Raw genomic sequence first — 23,848 nt, 5'->3', positions numbered from 1 at the left:
CAGGTTTATAATTTCCGCTTCGTTTAAAGCTTGTGCACCGCCTGAATCCAGCCTGCGTATAATCGGTCGCGATCTGCTTTCGACATCATCGGTTCAAAGCGGCGTTCGCAGCGCCATAAATCGGCGAGCTCTTCCAGCGAACCGTATACACCGGCTTTTAAACCCGCCAAATAGGCTACGCCTAGAGCCGTGGTCTCCACCAACGACGGCCGATCGACGGTAGCGCCCAGAATATCTGCCAAGAACTGCAGAACCCAGTTATTTTTGACCATGCCGCCATCTACCCGCAAAGTGATCGGACGAATACCGTCTTTCTCCATAGCTTTCTGCAGATCTTTGGTCTGATAACACACCGACTGCAATCCGGCGGTCACAATTTCCTTGATGCCGGTGTCGCGGGTCAGGCCAAAAATGGCACCGCGGGCGTCAGGGTCCCAGTAAGGTGCACCCAGCCCGGTAAACGCCGGTACCAGATAAACGCCGTGATCTACCGGCGTGCCTTCCGCCAGCGGTTCAGCCTCGGATGCGTTATTGATCAGTTGCAAACCATCGCGCAGCCACTGAATCGTTGCCCCGGCAATAAAGATACTGCCCTCTATCGCATAGGTCGGTTTACCATTCAGACGGTAGGCGACCGTTGTCAGCAAGCGATGCTCGGATTGCAGCGCTTTATCACCGGTATTGAGCATGAGAAAACAACCGGTGCCGTAGGTGCTCTTCGCCATGCCAACCTCGAAGCAGGTCTGGCCGAACAACGCCGCCTGCTGGTCGCCGGCAATACCTAAAACAGACACGCCGTTCAGCGCACCGCCTTCCGTAATTTTGCCAAAATCGTCTGACGAGTCCATCACCTCGGGCAGCAAGGACGCGGGAACGTCGAATAATTCCAGTAGCTCTTCATCCCACTGCTGGGTATGAATATTAAACAGCAACGTGCGACTGGCGTTGGTAGCGTCGGTGCGGTGTACCTGCCCCCCTGTGAGCTTCCACAACAGAAAACTGTCAACGGTTCCAAAAGCCAGTTCACCACATTCCGCCCGCTCTCGCGTGCCTGGAACATTTTCCAGTATCCAACGGATTTTTGTGGCGGAAAAATAGGGGTCAATCAATAATCCGGTTTTGCTATGCACTGCGTGCTCATGGTTGGACGACTTCATTGTTTTGCAGTAAGCGGCGGTTCGCCGATCCTGCCAGACAATCGCATTAAAAACCGGCTCGCCGGTTTTCCGATCCCATATAATGGTGGTCTCACGCTGATTGGTAATACCCACCGCGACCACTTCGTCATCTACACCGAACTCTTCTGCCATCACTTCGTCGCAGGTACTTTTCACCGTTGACCAGATGTCTGCCGGCTTATGCTCTACCCAGCCACTGTCAGGAAAATACTGGGGAAACTCCTGCTGCCGTACCGCATGAATATTGCCGTGCAAATCAAAAAGAATGGCGCGGGAACTGGTGGTTCCCTGATCTATGGAAAGTATGTATTGACTCATTTTTTGTAGGCCTCGTTTTCTTATTTGTTCGTATTTTTACTTTTTTGAACATGAATGCCAAGAAGTTTCGCCTATATCCGCACGCTACTCACTTCTATTGGACCCGAACAGCTGCATAAACCATCGAAAACGACTAAACTTTCGTAGTATTTTCAATTAAACACACAGTCATATAAAAAGAACCCCAAGTGGAGGATGTTGAATGGCACAGCGGCGCCGACAGGATTTGATTATGGAACTGATCCAGCACAACGGGTTTGTAACCACCGAACAGCTCGTAGACCAGTTCAAAGTAACGCCGCAAACCATTCGCCGGGACTTGAACGAGCTAGCCAAACATAAAAAGCTAAGGCGCCATCACGGCGGTGCGGGCATAGACTCAAGCACCGTCAACACCGATTATCAGGCCCGCAAGATTATGGACCTGGAGGCCAAAGAACGCATCGCCGAAGCTATGGTCAAGCTGATTCCCGACAATTCCTCGATGTTCATCAACATTGGCACCACCACCGAAACCATTGCTAAAGCCTTGCTTAAAAAGAACAACTTACAGATTGTAACCAACAATTTGCATGTCGCCTCTATTCTATCCGCCAAAGACGACTTTCACGTTATTATCGCCGGTGGCGAAGTACGCAGTCGCGATGGCGGCATTGTAGGCGAAGCCACCCGAGATTTTATCAATCAGTTCAAGATGGATTTTGGCATTATCGGCATCAGCGGCATTCACAACGACGGCTCGCTACTGGATTTTGATTACCGCGAAGTTCGAGTCGCCCAGGCAATTATTGCCAATTCCGGTCAAATTTTACTGGCAGCGGACCACTCCAAGTTTGGCCGCAATGCCATGGTTCGGTTGGGCAACATCACCCAGGCCGATCACGTGTTCACTGACCAGACACCACCCCCGGAAATCTCCCGACTGCTCACCGAGCACGATGTCACCCTTCATTTAGTCTGATTTTGGTCGACGAGTTCGCTTGAGGATACATATCTTTTTTTATTTTCGCTTTTTTTCTATTTTTTCCTTTACGAATATATCTCGCTTTCGCATAATACTATTTTTAGCGCGTATGAACTCTGAAAAGTGCGCATAACAAGAAAGCGTCTTTTCCAATGGCATCAGGAGATGACCGACAATGACTGTAGATCACCAACGTTATAACGTCGTCGTAGTTGGCGGCGGTGTAAATGGTACAGGCATCGCAATGGACGCCGCCGGCCGAGGCTTAAAAGTACTGCTTTGCGAAATGAATGATTTGGCTTCGGCGACGTCATCCAGCAGCAGCAAGCTTATTCACGGCGGACTGCGTTACCTGGAACACTATGAATTTCGCCTGGTGCAAAAAGCACTGGCCGAGCGCGAGTCTCTTTTGCGCAATTCTCCTCACATCATGTGGCCCATGCGCTTTCGTTTGCCACACCGGTCGCACTTACGCCCGGCGTGGATGATTCGCGCAGGTTTGTTTCTGTATGACCATTTGGCCAAGCGGGAAATTTTGCCCGGCTCCAAATCCATCCGTTTTGATGAGTCCGGTCCGTTAAAACCGGATATTACCCGCGGCTTTGAATATTCCGATGGCTGGGTAGACGACGCACGACTGGTGATACTGACCGCTAAAAAAGCCCAGCAATCCGGCGCCACCATTTTGACTCGCACCAAGTGCGTGCACGCAGAACGCGGTCGCGACGAATGGCAAATTACCCTTCGTGACACCGACACAAACGCAGATCAGATAATTTCTGCCAAGTGTATCGTGAACGCCTCTGGCCCCTGGGTAAGCTCGTTGTTTGGCGAGAGCCTGTCAATGCCGGCGCCGAAGATGATTCGCATGGTAAAAGGCAGCCACATTGTTGTGCCCCGCCTGAACCAGGAAGAAGAAGCGTATATTCTGCAGAATGAAGACGATCGCATTGTGTTTGTGATTCCTTACGAAGATAACTTCTCGTTGATCGGCACCACCGACGTGGAATACGAAGGTGACCCGAAGAAAGCCAAAATCTCTCCGGAAGAAACCACTTACCTGCTGGACATTGTGAATTCGCACTTCAAGCGACAGCTGGAACCGTCTGACGTGGTCTGGTCTTATTCGGGCGTGCGCCCGCTGATGGACGGTGAAGAAGAGAACGCACAGAAAGCCTCCCGCGACTACACCTTTGAAGTCAGCGAAGAGAAAGACAAAGCGCCGTTGATTTCGGTGTTTGGTGGCAAAATCACCACCTATCGCAAACTGGCGGAAGCGGCCACCGATAAAATTTGCCACTTCTTCAAAAACACCCGGGGCCATTGGACCAAAACGGCCGTGCTTCCGGGTGGCGACTTTGACAACCAGATTAATCTGGCCGCTTCACTCAATCAGGCCTACCCCTGGTTGCCGGAAAAACTGGTCAGCCGGTACGTGCGCACCTACGGCACAACGTCGCGGGATATTCTGAACAACTGCGCTAGCGTCGACGACCTTGGCAAGCACTTCGTGGGCACGCTCTATGAGAAAGAAGTAGAGCACCTGATCAGAAACGAATGGGCCGTGACCTCCGAAGACATCCTATGGCGCCGCACCAAGCAAGGACTTTACGCCTCAGACAGCGAAGTTGAGGCATTGGACAGCTACCTGGCAGACAAGGCAGACAAGGCAGAAGCGTAACGCATTACGGACCCTCACCATCGCCGGCTATGATGTCGTCTTCGCCCTCACCGTAGCTTACGCCCAGCGTGGTCTTGTTGATCTTATACGTTGTCTCAACGTACCACTGTTTCGCTTCTTCTTCATTTTCGTTAAAGCCAATTTCAGACACCCGGCTACGAACGTAGTTTTACGTTCGATTTCTAACATTTTATGGGTTTCAGTGTTCATTTGTTTGCGTTTTGTTGATACATTTACTACATCAGGTGTATTTCCGAATAAAAACCATCCGTTCAGGAGTAAGAGTATGACCATCTTAATCGCAATTAACGGGTTTGGCCGCATTGGCCGCAACACGCTTCGTGCTCTTTATGAGAACAATTATCGCGGGCAAATGCAGGTAGTCGCTATCAATGACCTGGGCGATGCCGAAACCAACGCCCACCTGCTCAAGTATGACAGTGTTCACGGGCGTTTTGCGGCCGACGTAAGCCACGATGCCGACTCCCTCAGCGTGAACGGCGACCGCATTGCCATCAGCGCTATCCGTAATCCGGCCGACCTGCCGTGGAAAGATCTGGGCGTAGACGTGGTGCTGGAATGCACGGGCCTGTTCACGACACGTGAAAAAGCCGCGGACCATTTACAGGCGGGTGCCCGCAAAGTGATTATTTCTGCACCCAGCCCAGACGCAGACGCCATGGTGGTTTCCGGTGTAAACGACCAGATTCTGAACGCCGACCATCACATTATTTCCAACGCCTCCTGCACCACGAACTGCCTGGCACCGATCGCCGAAGCTTTGAACAATGCGGTCGGAATTGAAAGCGGATTGATGACCACCATTCACTCCTACACCAACGACCAGAATTTGAGCGATGTGTACCATTCAGATCTGTACCGAGCGCGCTCGGCCACCCAGTCGATGATCCCCACCAAAACCGGTGCCGCCGCCGCGATTGGTAAAATCATTCCGGCACTGAACGGCAAGCTGGACGGCCTGGCGGTTCGTGTACCCACTATTAACGTATCGCTGGTCGACTTTGGCTTTATTGCAAGCCGCGACACCTCCGTTGAAGAAGTAAACGCAGCGGTAAAAGCCGCAGCTGACAAAAATAGCGTACTGGGATATAACCAGGAAAAACTGGTTAGCGTTGACTTTAACCATGACGCTCGTTCGAGTATTTTTGACGCCAACCACACGCGCGTGATCGGGCGTCATGTAAAAGTCATGGCCTGGTATGATAATGAGTGGGGTTTCTCGAACCGAATGCTGGATAATGCGGCGGCACTTATAAAAGCCAGCCAATGAAGGCACAAGCCGACAACCAGCCAAACCGCATAAGCGAAACACCTTCACCTTCTGAAAGGACACCCACTATGCTCCGGCGCACAAAGATTGTTGCCACCCTTGGTCCCGCTACCGACAGCCCCGAGTCTTTAGGCGCTATTATTGCTGCGGGTGTCGACGTTACCCGTCTGAATTTTTCCCACGGCACTGCTGAAGATCACGAAAAGCGCGCGCGCCTGGTGCGCGACACCGCCAAGGCACAGGGCCGTTTTGTCGCTATTATGGCCGACCTGCAAGGGCCAAAATTGCGCATTGCCCGCTTTTGCGACAATAAAGTTACCCTGACCGCCGGCCAAACCTTTGTGCTGGATGCCACCATGGGCAAAGAAAGTGGCACCTCCGATTGCGTAGGCATCGATTACGAACAGCTGATCCGCGATGTAAAACCCGGTGACATTCTGGTGCTGGACGACGGCCGCATCGAAATGCAGATAGACGCGGTAGACGATCACAGCATCACCTCCACGGTTTTGATCGGTGGACCCTTATCTAACAACAAAGGCTTGAACAAGCGCGGCGGTGGCCTGTCGGCTGAGGCGCTGACCGAGAAAGACAAGCAAGACATTGTTACTGCCGCCAAATTGGGCGCGGATTATGTGGCCGTTTCTTTCGTTCGCAACGCCGAAGACATGCACACAGCCCGTCGTTTGCTAAAAGAGGCCGGATCTGAAGCGGGGCTGGTCGCAAAAATTGAACGCGCCGAGCTGGCCCACAATGACGCCGCTCTGGATGCGGTCATCGAAGCGTCTGACGTGGTCATGGTTGCCCGCGGCGACCTGGCGGTGGAAATCGGCGATGCCGAACTGGTCGGTGTGCAAAAGCACATTATTCAGCGCGCTCGAATTCTCAACCGCGCGGTGATTACGGCCACCCAGATGATGGAATCGATGATCACCAACCCCATGCCCACCCGCGCCGAAGTGTCGGATGTGGCTAACGCGGTGATGGATTACACGGACGCAGTGATGCTGTCGGCAGAAACCGCTGTTGGTGATTATCCGGTGGAAGCGGTAACCGCCATGGTACGAATTTGCATTGGTGCGGAGAAACACCCCTCCATGCACCAGTCCAAACATCGGATGCACGAGTCCATGGAACGGGTAGATGAAGCCATTGCTCTGTCTACCATGTACGCGGCCAATCACCTGAACGGCATAGCCGCTATCATCTGCCTGACCGAAACCGGTGCAACCCCGCGACTGATGTCTCGTATCAAGTCCAGCCTGCCGATTTACGCGTTTTCACGCCATCACACCACCCAGCACCGGGTAGTGATGTACCGTGGCGTGCAAACCGTACCCTTTGATGCTACAAACTTTGCGGCCGAAGACACCAATACCCAGGCGGTTGAGCAACTGGTAAAACAAGGCGTGGTGAAAGACGGCGATCTGGTTATTATCACCAAAGGCAATTTTACCAATGCCCAGGGCGGCACCAACTCCATGCAAATCCTGCGTGTAGGTGAACATCTGCACTAAACCGCAGGTTATTCAGGCACAAAAACGCCAGCTTGCTGGCGTTTTTGTATTGGCTGTTCACTGCCTTCTCGTGTGAACCTTAAGCCTCAGCGGAACCTATTGACGCGTTCAGTTCCGCCAGGCTTGCCCTGGCCAGTTCGCGGACTCTCGCCCAATCGCCGGTGGCCACTGCGTCTTCCGGCGTCAGCCAGGTTCCGCCCACGGTCATCACGTTGTCCAAAGCCAGGTAATCCGCTGCGGTGTTTTGGCGAATACCGCCGGTAGGGCAAAACCGAACCCCGGCAAACGGTCCGCTTAACGCCCGCAAGCCCGCCGTACCGCCGGCCACTTCTGCTGGAAAGAACTTGAAACGGCGGTATCCCAACTGGTAACCACTCATTAATTCTGACGCCGTAGCAATGCCCGGCAGCAGCGGCGCCTGCGCTTGCAACCCGTATTCCAGCAACGGCAGTGTAATTCCCGGTGTTACGACAAACTGCGCGCCCGCCGCCTCTGCCTGCTTATACTGCTCTACCGTTAACACCGTACCCGCGCCTATCACGGCGTCAGGAAGCGCCTTGCGCAGAGCACGAATCGCATCCAGACCGTATTCACTGCGCAGAGTGATCTCGAACACCTTAAGACCACCCTGCATCAACGCCTCGCACAGGGGCACGGCGGTATCGGGATGGTTGATAGTGATCACCGGCAGCAGCGGCGACAGGCTGACGATGTCGTCTAACCGCTGGCGCTGTGCTTGAGCTTGAGCTTGAGCTTGAGCTTGAGCATTCATCAATAAGGTCACTTTGCGGGGCTCCAAAAAATGTGCAAACCCGACCGCAGAAACGCGCGGATTGGCATTTGCGCCCAGTTATCAGGTAATGGCACACCGGACCAGCGCCAGTTATCGATTTCTACTTTCAGGGCGACAAAGGTTTCGGTATCACTGGATTTATCAGCACCTTTTCCATCAAGGTATCCGGGCACCGCGTAATGTTCCATCATGGCGGGCGTAATTTTGCGCAGAGCTTTCAGCACTTTCACTTTCTCATCGCGAATGCTGTCCGCCGACAAATCAGACGGTGGATCCATGGCAATCAGGCACAGCAGTTGCAACAGGTGGTTCTGAATCATGTCACGCAGTTGCCCGGCCTTGTCAAAATAGCCCCAATGCCCTTCAATACCCAAGCTTTCTGCCACGGTGATTTCCACGTGGGAAATGTGGTTCTGATCCCACTGGGAGGCAAAAAGATTGTTGGCGAAACGCAGAGCAATCAGGTTTTGCACTGTCTCCTTACCCAGATAGTGGTCGATGCGGAACAACTCACTTTCAGCGTAGACCTCGCCCAGGGCGCCAAAAATCATCAAATCGCAGCGAGTAGGGTCTGATTTGGTCATTGTAGTAATTTTATCCAATAATCGTCGCTAAAATCGGAGTATCTGGTCATTTAACCCCACTTCCGACACGTTTACTACACCCCAAATCTATCAAACAGGGTATAATTTTTAAAATTTCACATCAAACATTTCGTATCAACCAAAGCAATCAGGGAGCTTCAGGCATGGCTGCAACTACCCTCACCCATTCCCGCAGGGATGATAATCTGCTCGAGGATATTCAGCAGAGGCTGGAGCAGCTCAACAAATCCGAGCGCAAGGTGGCAGAGGCCATCATGCGCGACCCCAGCGCTGCAACGCGTTACAGCATTGCCGCGCTGGCGCGAGCGTCTGACGTTAGCGAACCGACGGTTAACCGTTTTTGCCGGGGGTTTTCCGCCACCGGTTTTCCCGACTTCAAGATTCGCCTGGCACAAAGCATTGCCACTGGCACTCCCTATGTCGGCCAGAACGTTGAGCCCGACGACACAGTGGCAGAGTTTGCCGACAAGATTATACTCAGCACCATGGCGAGCCTGGATAAGGCGCGCCAGACGCTGGATGCCAAGGCCCTGACGCAGGCCATCGATTCGCTAATTCAGGCCAAGCAGATCAGCTTCTTTGGCATGGGTGCCTCGGCGTCGGTGGCGATGGACGCCCAGCACAAATTTTTCCGCTTCAACATACCCGTTACGACTTACGACGACGCCTTGATTCAGCGAATGGTGGCTGCCGGCTCCCACGTGGGCGATGTGATTGTGGCTATCTCTTACACCGGCCGCACCCGGGAAACCGTGGAAATAGCACAAATTGCCCGCGATAATGGCGCCACAGTCATTGGCATTACCAACCCTCAATCGCCCCTGGCGGCAGTGTCCAGCGTGGTATTACCAGTGATTTCGCCGGAAGATACCGAAGTGTATATGCCCATGTCGTCGCGTATTATCCAGCTTACCGTGATCGACATTCTGGCTACTGGGGTGACGTTAAAGCGCGGTCCGGATTTTCTCAGCCACTTAAAAAAGATTAAAGAAAGCCTGCGCCCTACCCGCCTGCCACTGACGCAACCCTGACAGCACATGCCCTAAAGCAACTTTGACGTTAGAAATAAAAAAGCCCGAACCGGATAGCCGGTTCGGGCTTTTTTACTCGCCTTGGGCGTCATCCTGCCCTGGCTTCTCCCTAGCTTTACGCTAGCTGTGTACTAAACTTGTACTACGGGCGCCCCACCTCGGCGTTATTCCGCAGCCACTGCTGGTAGGCCGTATATTCGCGTTGGCCATCCAGTGAGGCCAGAAACTCCTGCAACTGCACGTATTCGGTGCTGTCGGTGTTTACCTCGCCTTCGTTAACCTTACCCAGAGCGATTACAACGGCACTGTTACCAGTAATAGTGTAGCCATAGCTGACGTCACCTGCCTGTGGGCGCGGCAACGCGTAAACCGTCTGCATGACGCCACCGCCTAATTCCGGCGCACTGCGGGGCTGTTCGCTGTAAGCAGTCCAGCTGTCGTCGGCGATATCCGGCAACGATTCGCCGGCCTGTAACTGCGCGGCCATTTCGCTGGCACGGGCCACCAGCGCGGTACGGGTTTGCTCGGCTTCCAGATTGCTGCGAATAGCGTCCTCCACGCCGTCTAGCGGCAACACCTCGGCCTCGCGATAAACCCGCACGCGGGCGACCACAGCGCGATTTTTGGCAACGTCAATCAGCTCGGTGTTATAGCCACCGTTCAATACGTCTTCCGAAAACAACTGGCGCACCAGTCCGGCATGATCAAACGGCTCACCGCCACCGTTACGGGTAATCTTGTCAGCCTGGCGAAGCTCAAGATTCAGGTCTTTCGCTGGCCCTTCCAGATTGTCGGCCGCGTAAGCCGAGTCCGCCAGTGTTGTACGTGCCTGGGCATAAGCTTCACGCGCTTGCTCGCGGGACAGATCGTCACGCAACTGCGCGGCAACGTCGGCCAGGGCGGGCACGTCTGAACGGCGAACGTCGTTCAATTTGATCAGGTGTACACCAAAACTGGTGCGCACCGGGTCTGAAACAGCGCCGGGTTCAAGTCTGAACAGAGCTTCATCGAAGGCCGGGTCGTAAACCCCACGGCCGGCAAAGCCCAGATCGCCGCCCTGCTCGCCAGAAACCGTATCAATCGACAGTTCCTGCGCCAGCGCTGCGAAGTCTTCACCGTCAGCCAGGCGCTGTTGGATACTCTCAACAACGGCGTCCGCATCGGCGGTGTCTTCAATCAGGATATGCGCCGCCCGGCGCTCTTCGCGAGCCAGATCGGCTTCGCGACTTTGGTAATAAGTCAGAAGCTCTTCGTCACTGATGACGATGGCGTCAGCCAACGCGTCCAGCGATAACACAACATAGCTGACATCGACTTGCTCGGCCTGCTGAAACAAGTTTGGGTTGCTGTCGTAAAACGCCTGTATGTCATTGGCGCTGACGTTTACCTGGTCAGCCACGGCGCTGGCAGAAATATTCAGCAGACGGAAGTCGCGGGTCTGATTTTGAATCTGCATCAGCCGCGTAATGCTATTGCTGGTAACAACGCCGCTGGCGACAATACCGGCGCGAATCTGGTTCACCACGGTTTGCTTGCGCATGGCATCGCGGAATTCGCCAACGCCCATACCCACATTGCGGACGGTAGCAACAAACTGATCGCGATTGAACTGGCCGTCTACCTGAAACTGCGGCATCTGGGTGATCAGCGCATCAATATCGGCATCAGACAACGCCAGACCCTGCCGGTCTGCGTCCTGCGCCAACACCTGTTCTTCAATCAGTGCCTGCAGTACGTCAACTCGAATCTGATCTTCGTTCAACAGAGAAGGATCCGGCCGTTCCATACGGGACAGGCGGTTCTGACTTTCCAGCTGCACCACCCGCAAAAATTCGCGCTCGGTAATGTCTTGGCCATTCACCGTAGCCACTTCCGGTTCGCCACCGAAGCCGCCAATAATGGCGTCCATTCCCCAAACGGAAAGCGATAAAATCAGCAAGCCGATAATAACCTTGGCAATGGTGCCCTGGGCGTTTTCCCGCATATCTTGAAGCATGTGTCTCCCGAATCCCTGTTCAAGGTCGTACTGTGCCAGCGAATGCCGGCGAATTTTTTATCGTCGTCAACGCAATTCTGGCGTTGTTAACGTAAAAAGGCGCATTCAGTGTGGAATGCGCCTTTAATATTTCTGGCGCAGCTCCAAAACGCGGAGCTGCCGTCAAAAAACCCGTTACTTAACGGCGTCTTTCAGGGCCTTACCTGCTTTGAAACCAGGCACTTTAGAAGCCTTAATCTGAATCTCGGCGCCTGTCTGCGGGTTACGGCCAGTGCGGGCAGCTCGTTCTTTCACGGAGAAAGTACCAAAACCAATCAACGTTACCTGGTCCTCCTTTTTCAGGGCACTGGTAATGGAGGTGGTCATGGCATCCAGAGCGCGGCCAGCGGCGGCTTTGGAAATATCAGCAGACTCTGCAATTGCATCAATAAGTTCGGACTTGTTCACACTAAACCCCTTCGATTACAGGTTGAAGATGTTATAGGTCGGTGGATCTCAAACGCAGAGACTATTGCACATACGTTTGCAGAATTCCATTCGGCAATTATTTTTATTCCTTGCGGCAACAATCCGTTAGTCGGAGCGGTAAACCGTTAGTCGGAATAGCATTATGAAACGCGGGAGCCCTTGGTACAGGCTGCTTCACGGCGAAACAGTTATACCAATGGGCTCTCCCGTGTGTCAACAATTCATGTCGGTTTTAGTGCGTATTTGGGCGTTCGTTCGATTCTGCGTCGTCACCACAACCGGCCTTGGCGGCTGTTTTTTCGGCAATATCGCCCGCCATTACCTCCGGTGCATACACCAACGCAATGTCTAGTACTTCATCAATCCACTTGACCGGCCGAATCTCCAGTGACTCTTTGATATTTTCCGGTATCTCTTTGAGATCTCTAATATTTTCATCAGGAATAATAACCGTTTTAATGCCTCCTCGATGAGCCGCCAGCAGCTTTTCCTTAAGCCCGCCGATGGGCAAAACACGACCGCGCAAGGTTATTTCACCGGTCATCGCGACGTCACTGCGCACCGGGTTACGGGTTAACGCCGACACCAGTGCCGTACACATACCTATACCAGCACTGGGGCCGTCTTTTGGCGTCGCGCCCTCGGGCACATGCACGTGCAAATCGTGTTTTTCGTGGAAATCGTCGGCAATACCCAGCGCTTTAGCGCGACTGCGCACAACGGTTAATGCCGTCTGGATAGACTCCTGCATAACGTCGCCCAACGAACCGGTTTTCACCACTCGACCTTTACCCGGCGTAAGCGCACATTCGATGGTCAGCAATTCGCCACCTACCTGGGTCCATGCCAGACCGGTCACCTGGCCAATTTCGTTATTTTCTTCTGCCAGGCCGTATTTGAATTTCTGCACGCCAGAGTAGTCTTCCAGCATCGCCGGCGTTATCGTTACCTGGTTCTTATCGCCGCTTGAGACGTGCTCACGCACCACCTTACGGCAGATCTTGGCAATCTCGCGCTCCAGTCCACGTACGCCAGCCTCGCGGGTGTAGTAACGCACCAGGTCGCGCAGAGTTTCTTCCGGAAGATCCAGTTCTTTGCCGCGTAGACCGTTGGCCTTTATCTGCTTGGGCACCAAGTAACGCAGAGCGATATTCACTTTTTCATCTTCGGTGTAACCCGGAATGCGGATAATTTCCATTCGGTCCAGCAGCGCCGACGGCATATTCATCGAATTCGAGGTGCATACGAACATCACATCCGACAGATCGTAATCCACTTCCAGATAGTGATCGTTGAAGGTGTGATTCTGTTCCGGGTCTAGCACTTCCAGCAGCGCAGAGCCGGGGTCTCCGCGTTGATCCATGCCCATTTTGTCGATTTCATCGAACAGGAACAGCGGATTTTTCACCCCGACCTTGGCCAGTTTCTGCAGCAGCTTACCAGGCAAAGCGCCGATGTATGTTTTGCGGTGGCCGCGAATTTCGGCTTCGTCACGCACGCCGCCCAGGGCCATACGGGTGTACTTGCGATTGGTGGCACGGGCAATGGACTGCCCCAAAGAGGTTTTACCCACTCCAGGAGGCCCTACCAGGCACAACACCGGCCCTTTGATCTTCTTCACCCGGGTTTGTACCGCCAGGTATTCCAGAATGCGGGTTTTTACCTCGTCCAGACCGTAATGATCTTCATCGAGTATTTCGCGGGCCCTATCGATATCGTGGCGCACGCGGCTGCGCTTTTTCCAAGGCACCGCCAACATCCAGTCGATATAGCCACGCACCACTGTGGCTTCCGCCGACATGGGCGACATCATTTTCAGTTTGTTCAGCTCGCTTTCCGTTTTTTTGCGGGCTTCTTCCGGCAGACCGGCGTCTTCCAGCTTCTGTTCCAGCTCCTCGAAATCGTTATTACCGTCGCCCATCTGGCCCATTTCTTTCTGAATGGCCTTCATCTGTTCGTTCAGGTAATACTCGCGCTGGCTGCGTTCCATCTGCTTTTTGACCCGGCCACGGATGCGCTTTTCCACTTCAATCAGGTCAATTTCGCCGTCCAGCTTGCCCAGCAGCAGTTCAATTCGCTCACGGGTATCCAGCGCTTCAAGCAGCTCCTGCTTTTGCGGAATCTGCAAGTCCAGATGGGCAGCAATGGTATCCACCAGGCGCTCTACGCCGGTAATTCCATTGAGCGCACCAGAGACCTCGGCCGGCACTTTTTTGGAGAGCTTCACAAACTTCTCGAACTCTTCCATCAAGGTTTTGCTGAGTACTTCTTCTTCACGCTCCGGCAAGGGTTCTTCGTGCAGAATGCGGGCGTGTGCTATCAGGTAGTCGCCATCTTCAATCTGTTCCAGCGCGGTACGTTCGTTGCCCTCTACCAGCACTTTCACGGTGCCGTCTGGCAGTCGCAGCATCTGCAGGATGGTGGCCAGGGTGCCAATGTTGAAAACGTCGCTTACGCCGGGGTCGTCTGTGGCCGCATCACGCTGGGCGACCAGCAGAATTTCCTTGCCGCGTTCCATCGCGGCTTCCAGCGCCTGGATAGACTTCTCTCGGCCCACAAACAGGGGCACAACCATGTGCGGGAACACCACCACGTCGCGCAACGGGAGCAGTGGGTAAACTTTCACGGTTTCTTCGGGTATCCGGGTCATAGGGAATCCTCTGACGGGGTATCAATAAAGAGTTTTAATAAGCATAACATCAATCATTGGGGCCTCTGCGACATAAAAAAAGGGGCTAATCAGCCCCTTTTTCAGTCATTACGCGGATTTAGCAAATCAATCGTCCGGCGCAACTTTGGCCAGGTCGTTGTTGGCGTAAATCTTGAACGGTTCAGAATCACCGCTGACCACGCTTTCATCAACCACCACCTTGCACACATCCTGTTCCGACGGGATCTGATACATGGTGTCTAACAGCGTTGCTTCCATAATCGAGCGCAAACCACGAGCACCGGTATTGCGTTCTTTCGCTTTACCAGCCACCGCGCGCAGGGCTTCCTCACGGAAATCCAGTTCTACACCTTCCATTTCGAACAGCTTCTGGTACTGCTTGGTCAAAGCGTTCATGGGCTCGGTCAGGATCTGAACCAGGGCGTCTTCGTCCAGCTCGGTCAGGGTTGCCACAACCGGCAAGCGGCCGACAAACTCCGGAATCAAGCCAAATCTCACCAGATCTTCGGTTTGAACATCTTTGATGATCTCGCCGGCGGATTTGATGTTGTCCTTGCTCGCCACTTCTGCTGAAAAGCCGATGGACGAACGCGCAGAGCGTTGCTGTATCACCTTCTCCAAACCGGCAAACGCACCACCGCAAATAAACAGAATATTGCTTGTGTCCACCTGCAGGAACTCCTGCTGCGGGTGCTTACGGCCGCCTTGGGGTGGTACCGAAGCCACGGTGCCTTCAATCAGCTTCAACAGCGCCTGCTGCACACCTTCACCAGACACATCCCGGGTGATGGATGGGTTGTCAGACTTGCGGGAAATCTTGTCGATTTCGTCGATGTAGACAATGCCCCGCTGGGCTTTCTCAACATCATAATCGCATTTCTGCAGCAACTTCTGAATGATATTTTCAACGTCCTCCCCCACATAACCGGCTTCGGTCAGGGTGGTAGCGTCGGCAATGGTAAAGGGTACATTCAGCACCCGCGCCAACGTTTCAGCCAGTAGGGTCTTGCCGCTGCCAGTAGGACCAATCAGCAGAATGTTGCTTTTGCCCAGCTCGACTTCGGCCTTGCCCTCACCATAACGCAAACGCTTGTAGTGATTATATACAGCAACTGCCAGCACCACTTTAGCCCGGTCCTGGCCGATCACGTACTCGTTCAGTGTTTCACGGATCTCGGCCGGTGTCGGCAGACGATCGCTGGCCTCTTCCTGAGCATTTTCCTGAATTTCTTCACGGATAATGTCATTGCAAAGGTCAACGCATTCGTCGCAGACAAACACCGAAGGCCCTGCTATGAGCTTCCGGACTTCGTGCTGGCTCTTTCCACAAAACGAGCAGTACAGCAACTTGCTGCTATCGTCACCTCTGCCGTTTCTTTCGTCTGCCATTGAAATACCTCTGATCTCTGTTTGCCTGCGCCGGTTAAAACGAACCGCCACGCCGGCCACGGATGGAGCGTGTTACCCAAGTATTATTTATTCGGTACGCGCTTATCAAGTACTGAATCAATCAGACCATAGGCCTTAGCCTGGGTCGGATCCATAAAATTGTCACGATCGGTATCGCGTGAAATGGTTTCCAGATCCTGGCCGGTATGGTGCGCCAGAATGGAATTCAGGGTGTGGCGAATCTTGAGAATCTCGCGGGTGTGAATCTCTATATCCGTTGCCTGGCCCTGATAGCCACCCAGCGGCTGGTGAATCATCACCCGCGAGTTCGGCAGGCAGGCGCGTTTGCCCGCAGCACCGCCCGCCAACAGGAATGCACCCATGCTGGCCGCCTGGCCCACGCACAAAGTCGCAACATCGGGTTTGATAAACTGCATGGTGTCGTAAATCGACATACCGGCGCTTACCGAACCGCCCGGACTATTGATATAAAGATGGATGTCTTTGTCCGGATTTTCTGATTCCAGAAACAGCAACTGTGCCACCACCAGGTTGGCCATGTGATCTTCCACCGGGCCTACCATAAATATGACCCGCTCTTTCAACAGGCGGGAATAAATGTCAAACGAACGCTCGCCGCGCGCCGTTTGCTCAATAACCATCGGCACCAGGGCGGCACTGGGTGACATTGCGGAACCATCAATTGGTTTTTGCATCATGATGCGCCTGAACTCCTTATGAACAATGGGCATGGGCTGTCTTAGAAAAAACAGCCAGACATGCCGGCTGCTAACGTTTGCAACCGGCCTACTATCAACGCTGGGTTTGACCCGCCTGAATGGCCTCTTCGTACGTCATGGCCTTTTCAGTTACTTGGGCCCGACTCAGCACATATTCAACCACTGCATCTTCCAGAACGGTAGATTCTATCTGGGACTTCTCCTCTGGACTGCTGTTGAAGTGTGCAATCACTTCCTCAGGTTGTTCATACGTAGACGCAATTTCCTGGATCTTTTCTTCTACTTTTTCCGCGTCGGCGGTCAATTCATTCTTCTTGACCACTTCCTGGAATAACAGCCCGGTTTTCACGCGACGCGTGGCCTGCTCTTCGAAGATTTCTTTAGGCAGTTGCTGGAAATCCATCTGGCCGCCGAAGCGTTTAACCGCGTCCTGACGCAGACGGTCAATTTCCTGATCAACCAAGGACGCCGGAACGTCAAGCTCTGTGCTGTTCAGCAGCGCGTCCACAACGTCGTTTTTGACCTTGTTGGAAATCGCCTGTTTGAGCTCACGCTCCATGTTCTTTTTCACTTCTACGCGGAACGCAGCTTCGTCTTCGGCCTCAATGCCGAACTTCTTGAAGAACTCGGCATCCAGTTCTGGCAGCTGCGGCTCTTCCACTTCGTGGATCGTGACCTGAAATTTGACTGGTTTACCTTTCAACTCTTCGTTGTGGTAGTCCTCGGGGAAAGTCACGTCGATTTCCAATTCCTCGCCGGCCTTACTGCCCACGATGGCTGTCTCGAAGCCTGGAATCATCTGGCCAGAGCCGAGGGTCAAGCGATGCTTTTCAGCCGCGCCGCCTTCGAATTCTTCACCGTCGATAGTGCCTTTGAAATCAATAACGGCTATGTCTTTGTTCTTGGCCTTGCGCTTGACCGACTTCATGGTGGCCTGCTGGGTGCACAGGTTGTCAATCATGGTGTCGATGTCTGCATCGGTTACATCAGCCTGGGGCCTCTCGATGGTAACCGCAGACAGGTCGCCCAGCTCGATTTCCGGCAGCACTTCGAAGATGGCCACAAATTCGAGGTCTTTGCCTTCTTCCATGGTCTTGGGTTCGAAGCGTGGCCAGCCAGCGGGATTAAGGTCCTGCTCCTGCAACGCCTTAACGTAATTGTCGCGCATGATTTCGCCCACAATTTCCTGACGCACGCTGTCACCGAAACGACGCTTTGCCACGCTCATAGGCACTTTGCCCGGGCGGAAACCATTCAGGCGTACCGTGCGCGCAGTTTCCTGCAGGCGCTTCTGAACCGCCTGGTCAATTTCCTGGGCGGGCACACCAATCGTCATGTGACGTTCGATGTTGGAAGTCGTTTCAACAGACACTTGCATGGAGAATCCTCAAAATCAGGTTCGGACTATGGATGAATTTAAAGCTCAAAAGCTCTCAGCGACACGCCGCCGCAAAAGCACTGAAAATCAAAAGCCGGCAGTTTATCACGGTTTGCCGTGCCGAGAGAATCACCTGTTTGCAACAAGCAACTGTTGACCGCACAAACGCCCATCAGGCGCCACCGGGAACACCCAGGTCTGCAATCATTTTTCGGGCCTGACCCCGCACCCGAAGCTAACGCCCAATTATTTAGAAAGCCGTTACGATACGAAAAACCCGTTTTTTTATATCCGAAACGTTAGTCTATATAACTTTTTTCTGAAGCCAGAAAAAAGCCCTGCAGGCGCAAACCTGCAGGGCTTTCAAATAATGGTGCGGGTGGAGGGACTTGAACCCCCACATCTCTCGATACCAGAACCTAAATCTGGCGTGTCTACCAATTCCACCACACCCGCATAATTCTTTTGCGCCCGCCAAAATTTGGCTGCTGCTAAACCAACACTTCTACTGAAACAAAAAAACCGGAAACCCGCTGTTGCAAAGTCCGGATCTGGCTCGAAGCGGTAAAATGGGGTGGACGAAGGGGATCGAACCCTCGACCGCAGGAGTCACAATCCTGAGCTCTACCAACTGAGCTACGCCCACCATATACACACGCCGAAGCGTGAAACACCATCAAAACCACTAGGAAGACTTTGCTGCCCCGGACCAAGGCTGAATGGTGCGCCCGGCAGGACTCGAACCTGCGACCACCGGCTTAGAAGGCCGGTGCTCTATCCAGCTGAGCTACAGGCGCATTAACCGCTTGCCCACCTGAACAGTCAGAAAGTGGTCGGGGTAGAGAGATTCGAACTCCCGACATCCTGCTCCCAAAGCAGGCGCGCTACCAGGCTGCGCTATACCCCGTCTGAACTGCACAACACGTGTGTCAGCAAAGTTGGCGCAGATATTAGCGGCGGCGGAGGCCTTCGTCAACCATCATTTGAAAAGTTTGTTAAAAAATCGCGTCGCAGCTGCTCTCAAGCCTTTAGAATTTGGGCACTAATTGGCCTGAACCCGGAAGCGTGCGACAATAGGGCGCCTTTTTTAGTGACCAATTCACGCCCAACCCATAAAGACGAACCATGAGCGCCGAACTGATAAATGGAAAACAGATTGCCACCAAGGTTCGCCGGCAGGTGGCCGAAGGTGTACAAGCCCGCCTCGACAAAGGTCTTAGGGCGCCTGGCCTGGCGGTGGTTCTGGTGGGCAGCGATGCCGCATCACAAGTTTACGTGGGCAACAAGCGCAAAGCCTGCGAAGCGGCAGGCATTGTGTCGCTGTCTTACGATTTAGCGGCAGACACCTCGCAACAAGCTCTGGAAAGCCTGATCGACGAGCTGAACGACAACCCCCTGGTAGACGGCATATTGGTGCAACTGCCCTTGCCAGCCCAGCTGGATGCCGACCCCATCTTGCTGAAGATTCGACCGGACAAAGACGTTGACGGCTTTCACCCATTCAACGTTGGCCGCCTAAGCCAGCGCAAACCCACCATACGTCCCTGCACACCAGCCGGTATCATTACTCTGCTCGACAGCATAGGCACCCCTTACAAAGGCCAACACGCGGTCATTGTAGGCGCCTCCAACATCGTCGGCCGCCCCATGAGCATGGAACTGCTACTGAAAGGCGCAACCATTACCGTGTGCCACCGTTTTACAGCGGATCTGGAGCGTTTCGTGCGTGACGCCGATATATTGATAGCCGCGGTGGGCAAACCCGGGCTGATCAAAGGCGAATGGGTAAAGCAGGGTGCGACAGTGATTGACGTCGGCATCAACCGGATGGTGGACGGCACTCTGCAGGGCGATGTGGATTTCGCCGCTGCATCGGAGCGCGCCGCCTACATCACTCCGGTACCGGGTGGCGTGGGCCCTATGACCATTGCTACTTTGCTGGAGAATACATTGCACGCAGCAAACATTCTGGATCCTATTGCCAAAAGGGGACAGACCTAAGGTCTGTCCCCAGAGCCTGTCCCGAGAATAGAAAAAGCAGCCGAAAATAATATGCGTGAAATGGCATTTCGTCGACCTTCTTAAATGCAACTCCACGTTGTCGTATACGCTTCAAAACACAGAGCCCTTGCCTGCACTATTCCGTGTATTGACCGCTTAGCAGGCGGCCAGCGTTGGGCACGATGGGCGCCAGACCCAGCGCTTTTAACATCTGAAAAGTGGTGCAGGTTGCCGCCGACACCACAGGTAAACCAATGCTGTCTTCAACCTGCTGAATGGCAGCCAGTGAGGGCATTTGAACACATGCGGACAGCACCACTGCGTCTGCCCCGGCCCACTTTAGCCGCTTGACAATCTCCAATAATGCCAGCGGATCTTGACGCCCAACCTCAAGGTTGTCGGGGATTTCCAGCGCAATACTGTCGACCACCTCAATGCCTTCAGATTGAATGTAATCCACTACCATTTGCGTCAGTGGCCTCATGTAGGGCGTAATGACCGCCACTTTTTTGGCCCCTAATGTCGCCAAACCTTCCATAAGGGCACCTGCACTGCTAGTCACCGGAGTCAGAAAACCATTGTCAACGGTTGCTTCGTGCAACCGTCGCTCAGACTCCCGATGGTAACCCGCACCACGACTCATAATCGCGATCAGGCAGGCGTAACCCATCACGTCCACTTGAGCGTCAGATAGCTCCAGTGCGCAGCGATCGGACTCATCGTCCATGGCAGCAAGCTCCTCACGGGTTACCTTCTTCATCCGCATTCGACTGGAGTGAAACGTAAAGCGCTCCGGCGCGACCGCTTCACGGGCGCGAAGCATGGCAGGAATTTCCGTTTCCATAGTGGTATTGGAGCTCGGTACGATCTGGCCGATACGGTAGCTTTTACTGGTCATGGACATCTCTTTGCGTTAAATATGGATTAGATGTCGGCGTAAATGTCTTTGTATTGGTCCCGCAACTGATTTTTCTGGACTTTGCCCATTGTGTTGCGGGGCAGGCTGTCGACAAAAAACACCCGCTTCGGCTGCTTGTACTTGGCCAGTTTGTCAGTCAACCCGGACAGCACATGTGCTTCTTCAACCTTGGCACCTGGCTTTAAAACCACTACAGCCGTAACACCCTCACCGAAATCGGGATGCGACACACCAATCACCGCCGACTCCACAACGCTGTCCATTTCGTCGATGACCTGCTCGACTTCCTTCGGGTAAACGTTGAAACCACCTGAAATCACCAGGTCTTTATCGCGACCAACTATGTGGATGTAACCGCGGTCATCGGTCATGGCGAGATCGCCGGTCACGAAAAAACCATCATCAAGAAGTTCGGCGCGGGTTTTCTCGGGCATACGCCAATAGCCGCTAAACACGTTAGGGCCGCGAACTTCCAACATACCGATATCGCCCGGCGCGACTATCTTGTGAGTTTCCGCATCGGTAATTCGGACCTCGACGCCGGGTAAGGGCATGCCAACGGTGCCGGCAAGACGATCACCGTCGTAGGGATTTGAGGTAATCATATTGGTTTCAGTCATACCATAGCGTTCAAGAATGGCGAACCCAGTACGCTGTTGGAATGCGTTATGAGTGTCCGCCGTCAGGGGCGCAGAACCGGAGGTAAACAAACGCACATTAGCGGTAAGCTCAGGGGTCAGGCGCGGGTCCTGCAACAAGCGGGTATAGAATGTTGGCACTCCCATGAGCACGGTGCCAGTCGCCATCGCGCCAATAACGCTGCCGACGTCAAACCGGGGCAAAAAGTACATGCTGGCGCCGGACATCAGCACAACGTTGCAGGCTACAAACAAACCGTGGGTATGGAAGATAGGCAGGGCATGAATCAACCGGTCGGTTTCGGTAAAACACCATACCTCTGCCAACGTTTTGGCGTTAGAGCCCAGGTTCCCGTGGGTCAACATAGCGCCCTTCGAGCGTCCAGTGGTGCCAGAGGTATAAAGGATGGCCGCCAGATCACTATCAGCCCGGGCTTCAATACTTGAAAAAGGTGTCACGCCAGCGGTTTTATCCATCAACGTGCCGTCACCCTCTGTACCCAGAGTGACTACCTGAGGGCAGTCAGTATCTGCCGCAATCTGGTTGGCTGCTTCAAAGGAGTCGGGCCTGCAAACAAACAGAGCTGGCTCTGCATCGCCTAAAAAATATCCGATTTCTGACGCGGTGTAACCTGTATTCAAGGGCAAATACACACCACCCATGCGCAAACAAGCCAGGTAGAGCAATATGGCCTCCGGGCTTTTTTCGACCTGCACAGCCACCCGGTCGCCTAGACTAACCCCCAGGGATACCAAGGTAGCGGCCAGAGTGGCGCTCATATCGAGCGCCTGGGCATACGTGTAGTTGCGCCCAGCTGGTGTGACGATAAAATTCGCATCTTGGCGAGCGCGCATACGGGTTGAGAAGGTATCGAACAGGTTATGACTCATTTTTCAGACTCTCCTTTGAGCAGCTTGCGGCTCCGGCGGCTAAGATCACGAACGCCGGATGAGCACACAATGGTGCCACTGGTGCTGTATTGCTCATGATTGCGTTCAATATTGTCAAGTACATACAGGTAATTAACCATGAGCCCGGCAGATTGCTTCATACCTTTGGCCGAGGTGTCGCCGAGCCAATTGATGCGGTGCAGCTCAGCCCCGTTACCCAGATGAAAGCGGGCAACCGGGTTCAGTGGCTGGCCGTTAGTGGTTTTTTCTTTTAGTAGGTAGCGTGCCGCCAACGGTTTAATTAGGCTACCGAGACGCTCCGCAAGCTCTTCGTTCTTATGCCAGTCAGGATCATCCAAATGTTTGAGTGTCTCCCGGGCTTCCGGGCTTAGCATGCACGCATCATCGGAGCAGGTCGTTTCCAGCCATCTGCGAAAATTGGGTACCGGTGACAAAGTCACAAAGTATTTCAAGTTAGGTAACTCTTGCTTCAGCTCCTGTACCACCTGCTTTATCAGAAAATTACCGAATGAAATGCCCCGCAGCCCGACTTGGCAATTACTGATACCAAAGAACGCCGCCGTATCGGCAGACTCAGGGTCGTCAATATCGTAGCTGTCACGATCCAAAATAGGCTGGATCTGGCTGGGCAATCCTTTGTTGAGCGCAACTTCCACAAAGATAAGCGGTTCATCCCCGATAGCGGGGTGGAAAAAACCGAAACAGCGGCGGTCTCGGGCATCCAATCGGCGTCGAAGATCATCCCAGTCCTGGATTTCATGCACCGCTTCATAGCGAATGATTTTTTCCAGAATATTGGCGGGCGTATTCCAGTCAATGCGCTTCAGTACCAGAAAGCCTCGGTTAAACCACGAACCAAAAAGATGGATAAAGTCCGCGTTAATGGCTTTAAAATCTGCAGAATCCGCCATCAGGGCGAGCAAATCTTCACGCATCTTCACCAGCTTGTGGGTGCCACCGCTGGACAGGTTGAGCCGTCTCAATAACTCCTGCCGCCGTGGCTCGCAAGATTCAAACAAAGTCTCAAGGTTTTCATTGGTACGTGCCGCCTTATAGGCGAGGTAAGCCTGATCAATCTGATCCGGCTCGGCCGAAAAAAGCGCTGCCAGCTGCTCAAAAAAAGCACGCTTTTCGTCATCGTCTAAACGGGCATAAATTTCCAGCGCTCGACTGGCAAGGCTTATACTTGAGGCCTCACCGTCACTTTTAAGCAGTGCCTGACAGGCTGTGACCAGCTGGCTATGGTCGCAATGGTCGAGATTGCCGATGCGCCGCCATAGGGAAGCCTCTCGCTGGGTAATGTTGTTAAACAACTCTTGTAAAAAACTCATATTCATAATGCCTTTCCTCAGAGGTGT

19 protein-coding genes, 4 tRNA genes and 1 pseudogene are annotated in these 23,848 nt (G+C 53.5%); 7 read left to right on the top strand and 17 right to left on the bottom strand.

The features are described from left to right. Positions 1–23 precede the first annotated feature (23 nt). Positions 24–1,496: a glycerol kinase GlpK gene (gene glpK, locus A3OI_RS0107520; protein WP_018403683.1), complete on the bottom strand. Its 1,473-nt coding sequence runs from the start codon at positions 1,494–1,496 to the stop codon at positions 24–26. 202 nt (positions 1,497–1,698) lie between these two features. Between glpK and A3OI_RS0107515 the strand changes: the two genes are divergently transcribed. Together A3OI_RS0107515 and glpD are read left to right on the top strand one after the other, a co-directional pair. Beyond that, positions 1,699–2,457, top strand: coding sequence for a DeoR/GlpR family transcriptional regulator (locus tag A3OI_RS0107515; protein ID WP_018403682.1), 759 nt, complete (start codon positions 1,699–1,701; stop codon positions 2,455–2,457). A gap of 178 nt (positions 2,458–2,635) precedes the next feature. Beyond that, positions 2,636–4,141 carry a glycerol-3-phosphate dehydrogenase gene (glpD, locus tag A3OI_RS0107510; protein ID WP_018403681.1) on the top strand — a complete coding sequence of 502 codons (1,506 nt, stop codon included), beginning with the start codon at positions 2,636–2,638 and terminating at the stop codon, positions 4,139–4,141. 4 nt (positions 4,142–4,145) lie between these two features. Here glpD and A3OI_RS22655 read toward each other — a convergent pair whose 3' ends face one another. Beyond that, positions 4,146–4,292, bottom strand: a complete 147-nt coding sequence (locus A3OI_RS22655) for a hypothetical protein (RefSeq protein ID WP_018403680.1) — start codon at positions 4,290–4,292, stop codon at positions 4,146–4,148. A gap of 135 nt (positions 4,293–4,427) precedes the next feature. Between A3OI_RS22655 and gap the strand changes: the two genes are divergently transcribed. Together gap and pyk are read left to right on the top strand one after the other, a co-directional pair. Beyond that, entirely contained in the window at positions 4,428–5,432 is a 1,005-nt protein-coding gene (gene gap, locus A3OI_RS0107500; RefSeq protein ID WP_018403679.1) for a type I glyceraldehyde-3-phosphate dehydrogenase, read from the top strand. A 68-nt stretch (positions 5,433–5,500) separates the two neighbouring features. Beyond that, on the top strand, positions 5,501–6,949 hold the full coding sequence (pyk, locus tag A3OI_RS0107495; protein WP_018403678.1) for a pyruvate kinase: 1,449 nt from the start codon (positions 5,501–5,503) through the stop codon (positions 6,947–6,949). Positions 6,950–7,028: 79 nt separating this feature from the next. Here pyk and A3OI_RS0107490 read toward each other — a convergent pair whose 3' ends face one another. Beyond that, a complete protein-coding gene (locus A3OI_RS0107490) occupies positions 7,029–7,721 on the bottom strand; it encodes a bifunctional 4-hydroxy-2-oxoglutarate aldolase/2-dehydro-3-deoxy-phosphogluconate aldolase (RefSeq protein WP_040474969.1) in 693 nt (230 codons plus the stop codon). An 89-nt stretch (positions 7,722–7,810) separates the two neighbouring features. After that, positions 7,811–8,344, bottom strand: a pseudogene (locus A3OI_RS19575) (glucose-6-phosphate dehydrogenase); the annotation flags it as partial. Between the two features lie 146 nt (positions 8,345–8,490). Here A3OI_RS19575 and A3OI_RS0107480 point away from each other — a divergent pair. Further along, on the top strand, positions 8,491–9,378 hold the full coding sequence (locus A3OI_RS0107480) for a MurR/RpiR family transcriptional regulator (protein ID WP_018403675.1): 888 nt from the start codon (positions 8,491–8,493) through the stop codon (positions 9,376–9,378). A 142-nt stretch (positions 9,379–9,520) separates the two neighbouring features. Here A3OI_RS0107480 and A3OI_RS0107475 read toward each other — a convergent pair whose 3' ends face one another. The 6 genes from A3OI_RS0107475 to tig form a co-directional block, all read right to left on the bottom strand. Then, the gene (locus A3OI_RS0107475) at positions 9,521–11,374 is read right to left on the bottom strand and encodes a SurA N-terminal domain-containing protein (RefSeq protein ID WP_018403674.1); all 1,854 of its coding nucleotides are present in this window, start codon (positions 11,372–11,374) and stop codon (positions 9,521–9,523) included. Positions 11,375–11,548: 174 nt separating this feature from the next. Then, complete coding sequence (locus A3OI_RS0107470; protein ID WP_018403673.1) at positions 11,549–11,821, bottom strand: HU family DNA-binding protein; 273 nt, start codon at positions 11,819–11,821, stop codon at positions 11,549–11,551. 253 nt (positions 11,822–12,074) lie between these two features. Further along, positions 12,075–14,492, bottom strand: a complete 2,418-nt coding sequence (gene lon, locus A3OI_RS0107465) for an endopeptidase La (RefSeq protein WP_018403672.1) — start codon at positions 14,490–14,492, stop codon at positions 12,075–12,077. Positions 14,493–14,618: 126 nt separating this feature from the next. Continuing rightward, the gene (clpX, locus tag A3OI_RS0107460) at positions 14,619–15,902 is read right to left on the bottom strand and encodes an ATP-dependent Clp protease ATP-binding subunit ClpX (RefSeq protein WP_018403671.1); all 1,284 of its coding nucleotides are present in this window, start codon (positions 15,900–15,902) and stop codon (positions 14,619–14,621) included. Between the two features lie 83 nt (positions 15,903–15,985). Then, positions 15,986–16,621 (bottom strand): ATP-dependent Clp endopeptidase proteolytic subunit ClpP, encoded by a 636-nt coding sequence (clpP, locus tag A3OI_RS0107455; RefSeq protein ID WP_018403670.1) that lies wholly within the window; start codon positions 16,619–16,621, stop codon positions 15,986–15,988. Between the two features lie 94 nt (positions 16,622–16,715). Then, positions 16,716–18,020, bottom strand: coding sequence for a trigger factor (gene tig / locus A3OI_RS0107450; RefSeq protein ID WP_018403669.1), 1,305 nt, complete (start codon positions 18,018–18,020; stop codon positions 16,716–16,718). A 28-nt stretch (positions 18,021–18,048) separates the two neighbouring features. Here tig and A3OI_RS24270 point away from each other — a divergent pair, with 28 nt between their 5' ends. Further along, positions 18,049–18,177 carry a hypothetical protein gene (locus tag A3OI_RS24270; protein ID WP_267283288.1) on the top strand — a complete coding sequence of 43 codons (129 nt, stop codon included), beginning with the start codon at positions 18,049–18,051 and terminating at the stop codon, positions 18,175–18,177. Positions 18,178–18,391: 214 nt separating this feature from the next. Here A3OI_RS24270 and A3OI_RS0107440 read toward each other — a convergent pair. From A3OI_RS0107440 to A3OI_RS0107425, 4 genes are all read right to left on the bottom strand, one after another. Beyond that, positions 18,392–18,476 (bottom strand) — tRNA-Leu (locus tag A3OI_RS0107440). Between the two features lie 114 nt (positions 18,477–18,590). Beyond that, a tRNA-His gene (locus A3OI_RS0107435) sits at positions 18,591–18,666 on the bottom strand. 74 nt (positions 18,667–18,740) lie between these two features. Beyond that, a tRNA-Arg gene (locus tag A3OI_RS0107430) sits at positions 18,741–18,817 on the bottom strand. Positions 18,818–18,850: 33 nt separating this feature from the next. Continuing rightward, positions 18,851–18,927, bottom strand: a tRNA-Pro gene (locus tag A3OI_RS0107425). A 218-nt stretch (positions 18,928–19,145) separates the two neighbouring features. Here A3OI_RS0107425 and folD point away from each other — a divergent pair. Further along, on the top strand, positions 19,146–20,021 hold the full coding sequence (folD, locus tag A3OI_RS0107420) for a bifunctional methylenetetrahydrofolate dehydrogenase/methenyltetrahydrofolate cyclohydrolase FolD (protein ID WP_018403667.1): 876 nt from the start codon (positions 19,146–19,148) through the stop codon (positions 20,019–20,021). Between the two features lie 136 nt (positions 20,022–20,157). Here folD and A3OI_RS0107415 read toward each other — a convergent pair whose 3' ends face one another. Genes A3OI_RS0107415 through A3OI_RS0107405 form a run of 3 tightly spaced genes read right to left on the bottom strand, consistent with a single transcriptional unit; the run spans position 20,158 to position 23,821 of the window. Further along, positions 20,158–20,919 (bottom strand): maleate cis-trans isomerase family protein, encoded by a 762-nt coding sequence (locus tag A3OI_RS0107415; protein ID WP_018403666.1) that lies wholly within the window; start codon positions 20,917–20,919, stop codon positions 20,158–20,160. Positions 20,920–20,945: 26 nt separating this feature from the next. Next, entirely contained in the window at positions 20,946–22,469 is a 1,524-nt protein-coding gene (locus tag A3OI_RS0107410; RefSeq protein WP_018403665.1) for a malonate--CoA ligase, read from the bottom strand. After that, positions 22,466–23,821 (bottom strand): malonyl-CoA decarboxylase, encoded by a 1,356-nt coding sequence (locus A3OI_RS0107405; RefSeq protein ID WP_228702922.1) that lies wholly within the window; start codon positions 23,819–23,821, stop codon positions 22,466–22,468. Before A3OI_RS0107405 ends, A3OI_RS0107410 begins: the two co-directional genes overlap by 4 nt. Between the last annotated feature and the right edge of the window lie 27 nt (positions 23,822–23,848).

Origin of the sequence: Marinobacter gelidimuriae, from assembly GCF_000372805.1 — a bacterium.
In the GTDB taxonomy this organism is placed as follows: Bacteria; Pseudomonadota; Gammaproteobacteria; order Pseudomonadales; family Oleiphilaceae; genus Marinobacter; species Marinobacter gelidimuriae.
This window is presented reverse-complemented; position numbering and strand designations above follow the sequence as displayed.

Coding starts and splice junctions, on each gene's coding strand:
- glpK (WP_018403683.1), bottom strand. CDS start 1,496: ATGAGTCAATACATACTTTCCATAGATCAGGGAACCACCAGTTCCCGC.
- A3OI_RS0107515 (WP_018403682.1), top strand. CDS start 1,699: ATGGCACAGCGGCGCCGACAGGATTTGATTATGGAACTGATCCAGCAC.
- glpD (WP_018403681.1), top strand. CDS start 2,636: ATGACTGTAGATCACCAACGTTATAACGTCGTCGTAGTTGGCGGCGGT.
- gap (WP_018403679.1), top strand. CDS start 4,428: ATGACCATCTTAATCGCAATTAACGGGTTTGGCCGCATTGGCCGCAAC.
- pyk (WP_018403678.1), top strand. CDS start 5,501: ATGCTCCGGCGCACAAAGATTGTTGCCACCCTTGGTCCCGCTACCGAC.
- A3OI_RS0107490 (WP_040474969.1), bottom strand. CDS start 7,721: ATGAATGCTCAAGCTCAAGCTCAAGCTCAAGCTCAAGCACAGCGCCAG.
- A3OI_RS0107480 (WP_018403675.1), top strand. CDS start 8,491: ATGGCTGCAACTACCCTCACCCATTCCCGCAGGGATGATAATCTGCTC.
- A3OI_RS0107475 (WP_018403674.1), bottom strand. CDS start 11,374: ATGCTTCAAGATATGCGGGAAAACGCCCAGGGCACCATTGCCAAGGTT.
- lon (WP_018403672.1), bottom strand. CDS start 14,492: ATGACCCGGATACCCGAAGAAACCGTGAAAGTTTACCCACTGCTCCCG.
- clpX (WP_018403671.1), bottom strand. CDS start 15,902: ATGGCAGACGAAAGAAACGGCAGAGGTGACGATAGCAGCAAGTTGCTG.
- clpP (WP_018403670.1), bottom strand. CDS start 16,621: ATGATGCAAAAACCAATTGATGGTTCCGCAATGTCACCCAGTGCCGCC.
- tig (WP_018403669.1), bottom strand. CDS start 18,020: ATGCAAGTGTCTGTTGAAACGACTTCCAACATCGAACGTCACATGACG.
- A3OI_RS24270 (WP_267283288.1), top strand. CDS start 18,049: ATGGATGAATTTAAAGCTCAAAAGCTCTCAGCGACACGCCGCCGCAAA.
- folD (WP_018403667.1), top strand. CDS start 19,146: ATGAGCGCCGAACTGATAAATGGAAAACAGATTGCCACCAAGGTTCGC.
- A3OI_RS0107415 (WP_018403666.1), bottom strand. CDS start 20,919: ATGACCAGTAAAAGCTACCGTATCGGCCAGATCGTACCGAGCTCCAAT.
- A3OI_RS0107410 (WP_018403665.1), bottom strand. CDS start 22,469: ATGAGTCATAACCTGTTCGATACCTTCTCAACCCGTATGCGCGCTCGC.
- A3OI_RS0107405 (WP_228702922.1), bottom strand. CDS start 23,821: ATGAGTTTTTTACAAGAGTTGTTTAACAACATTACCCAGCGAGAGGCT.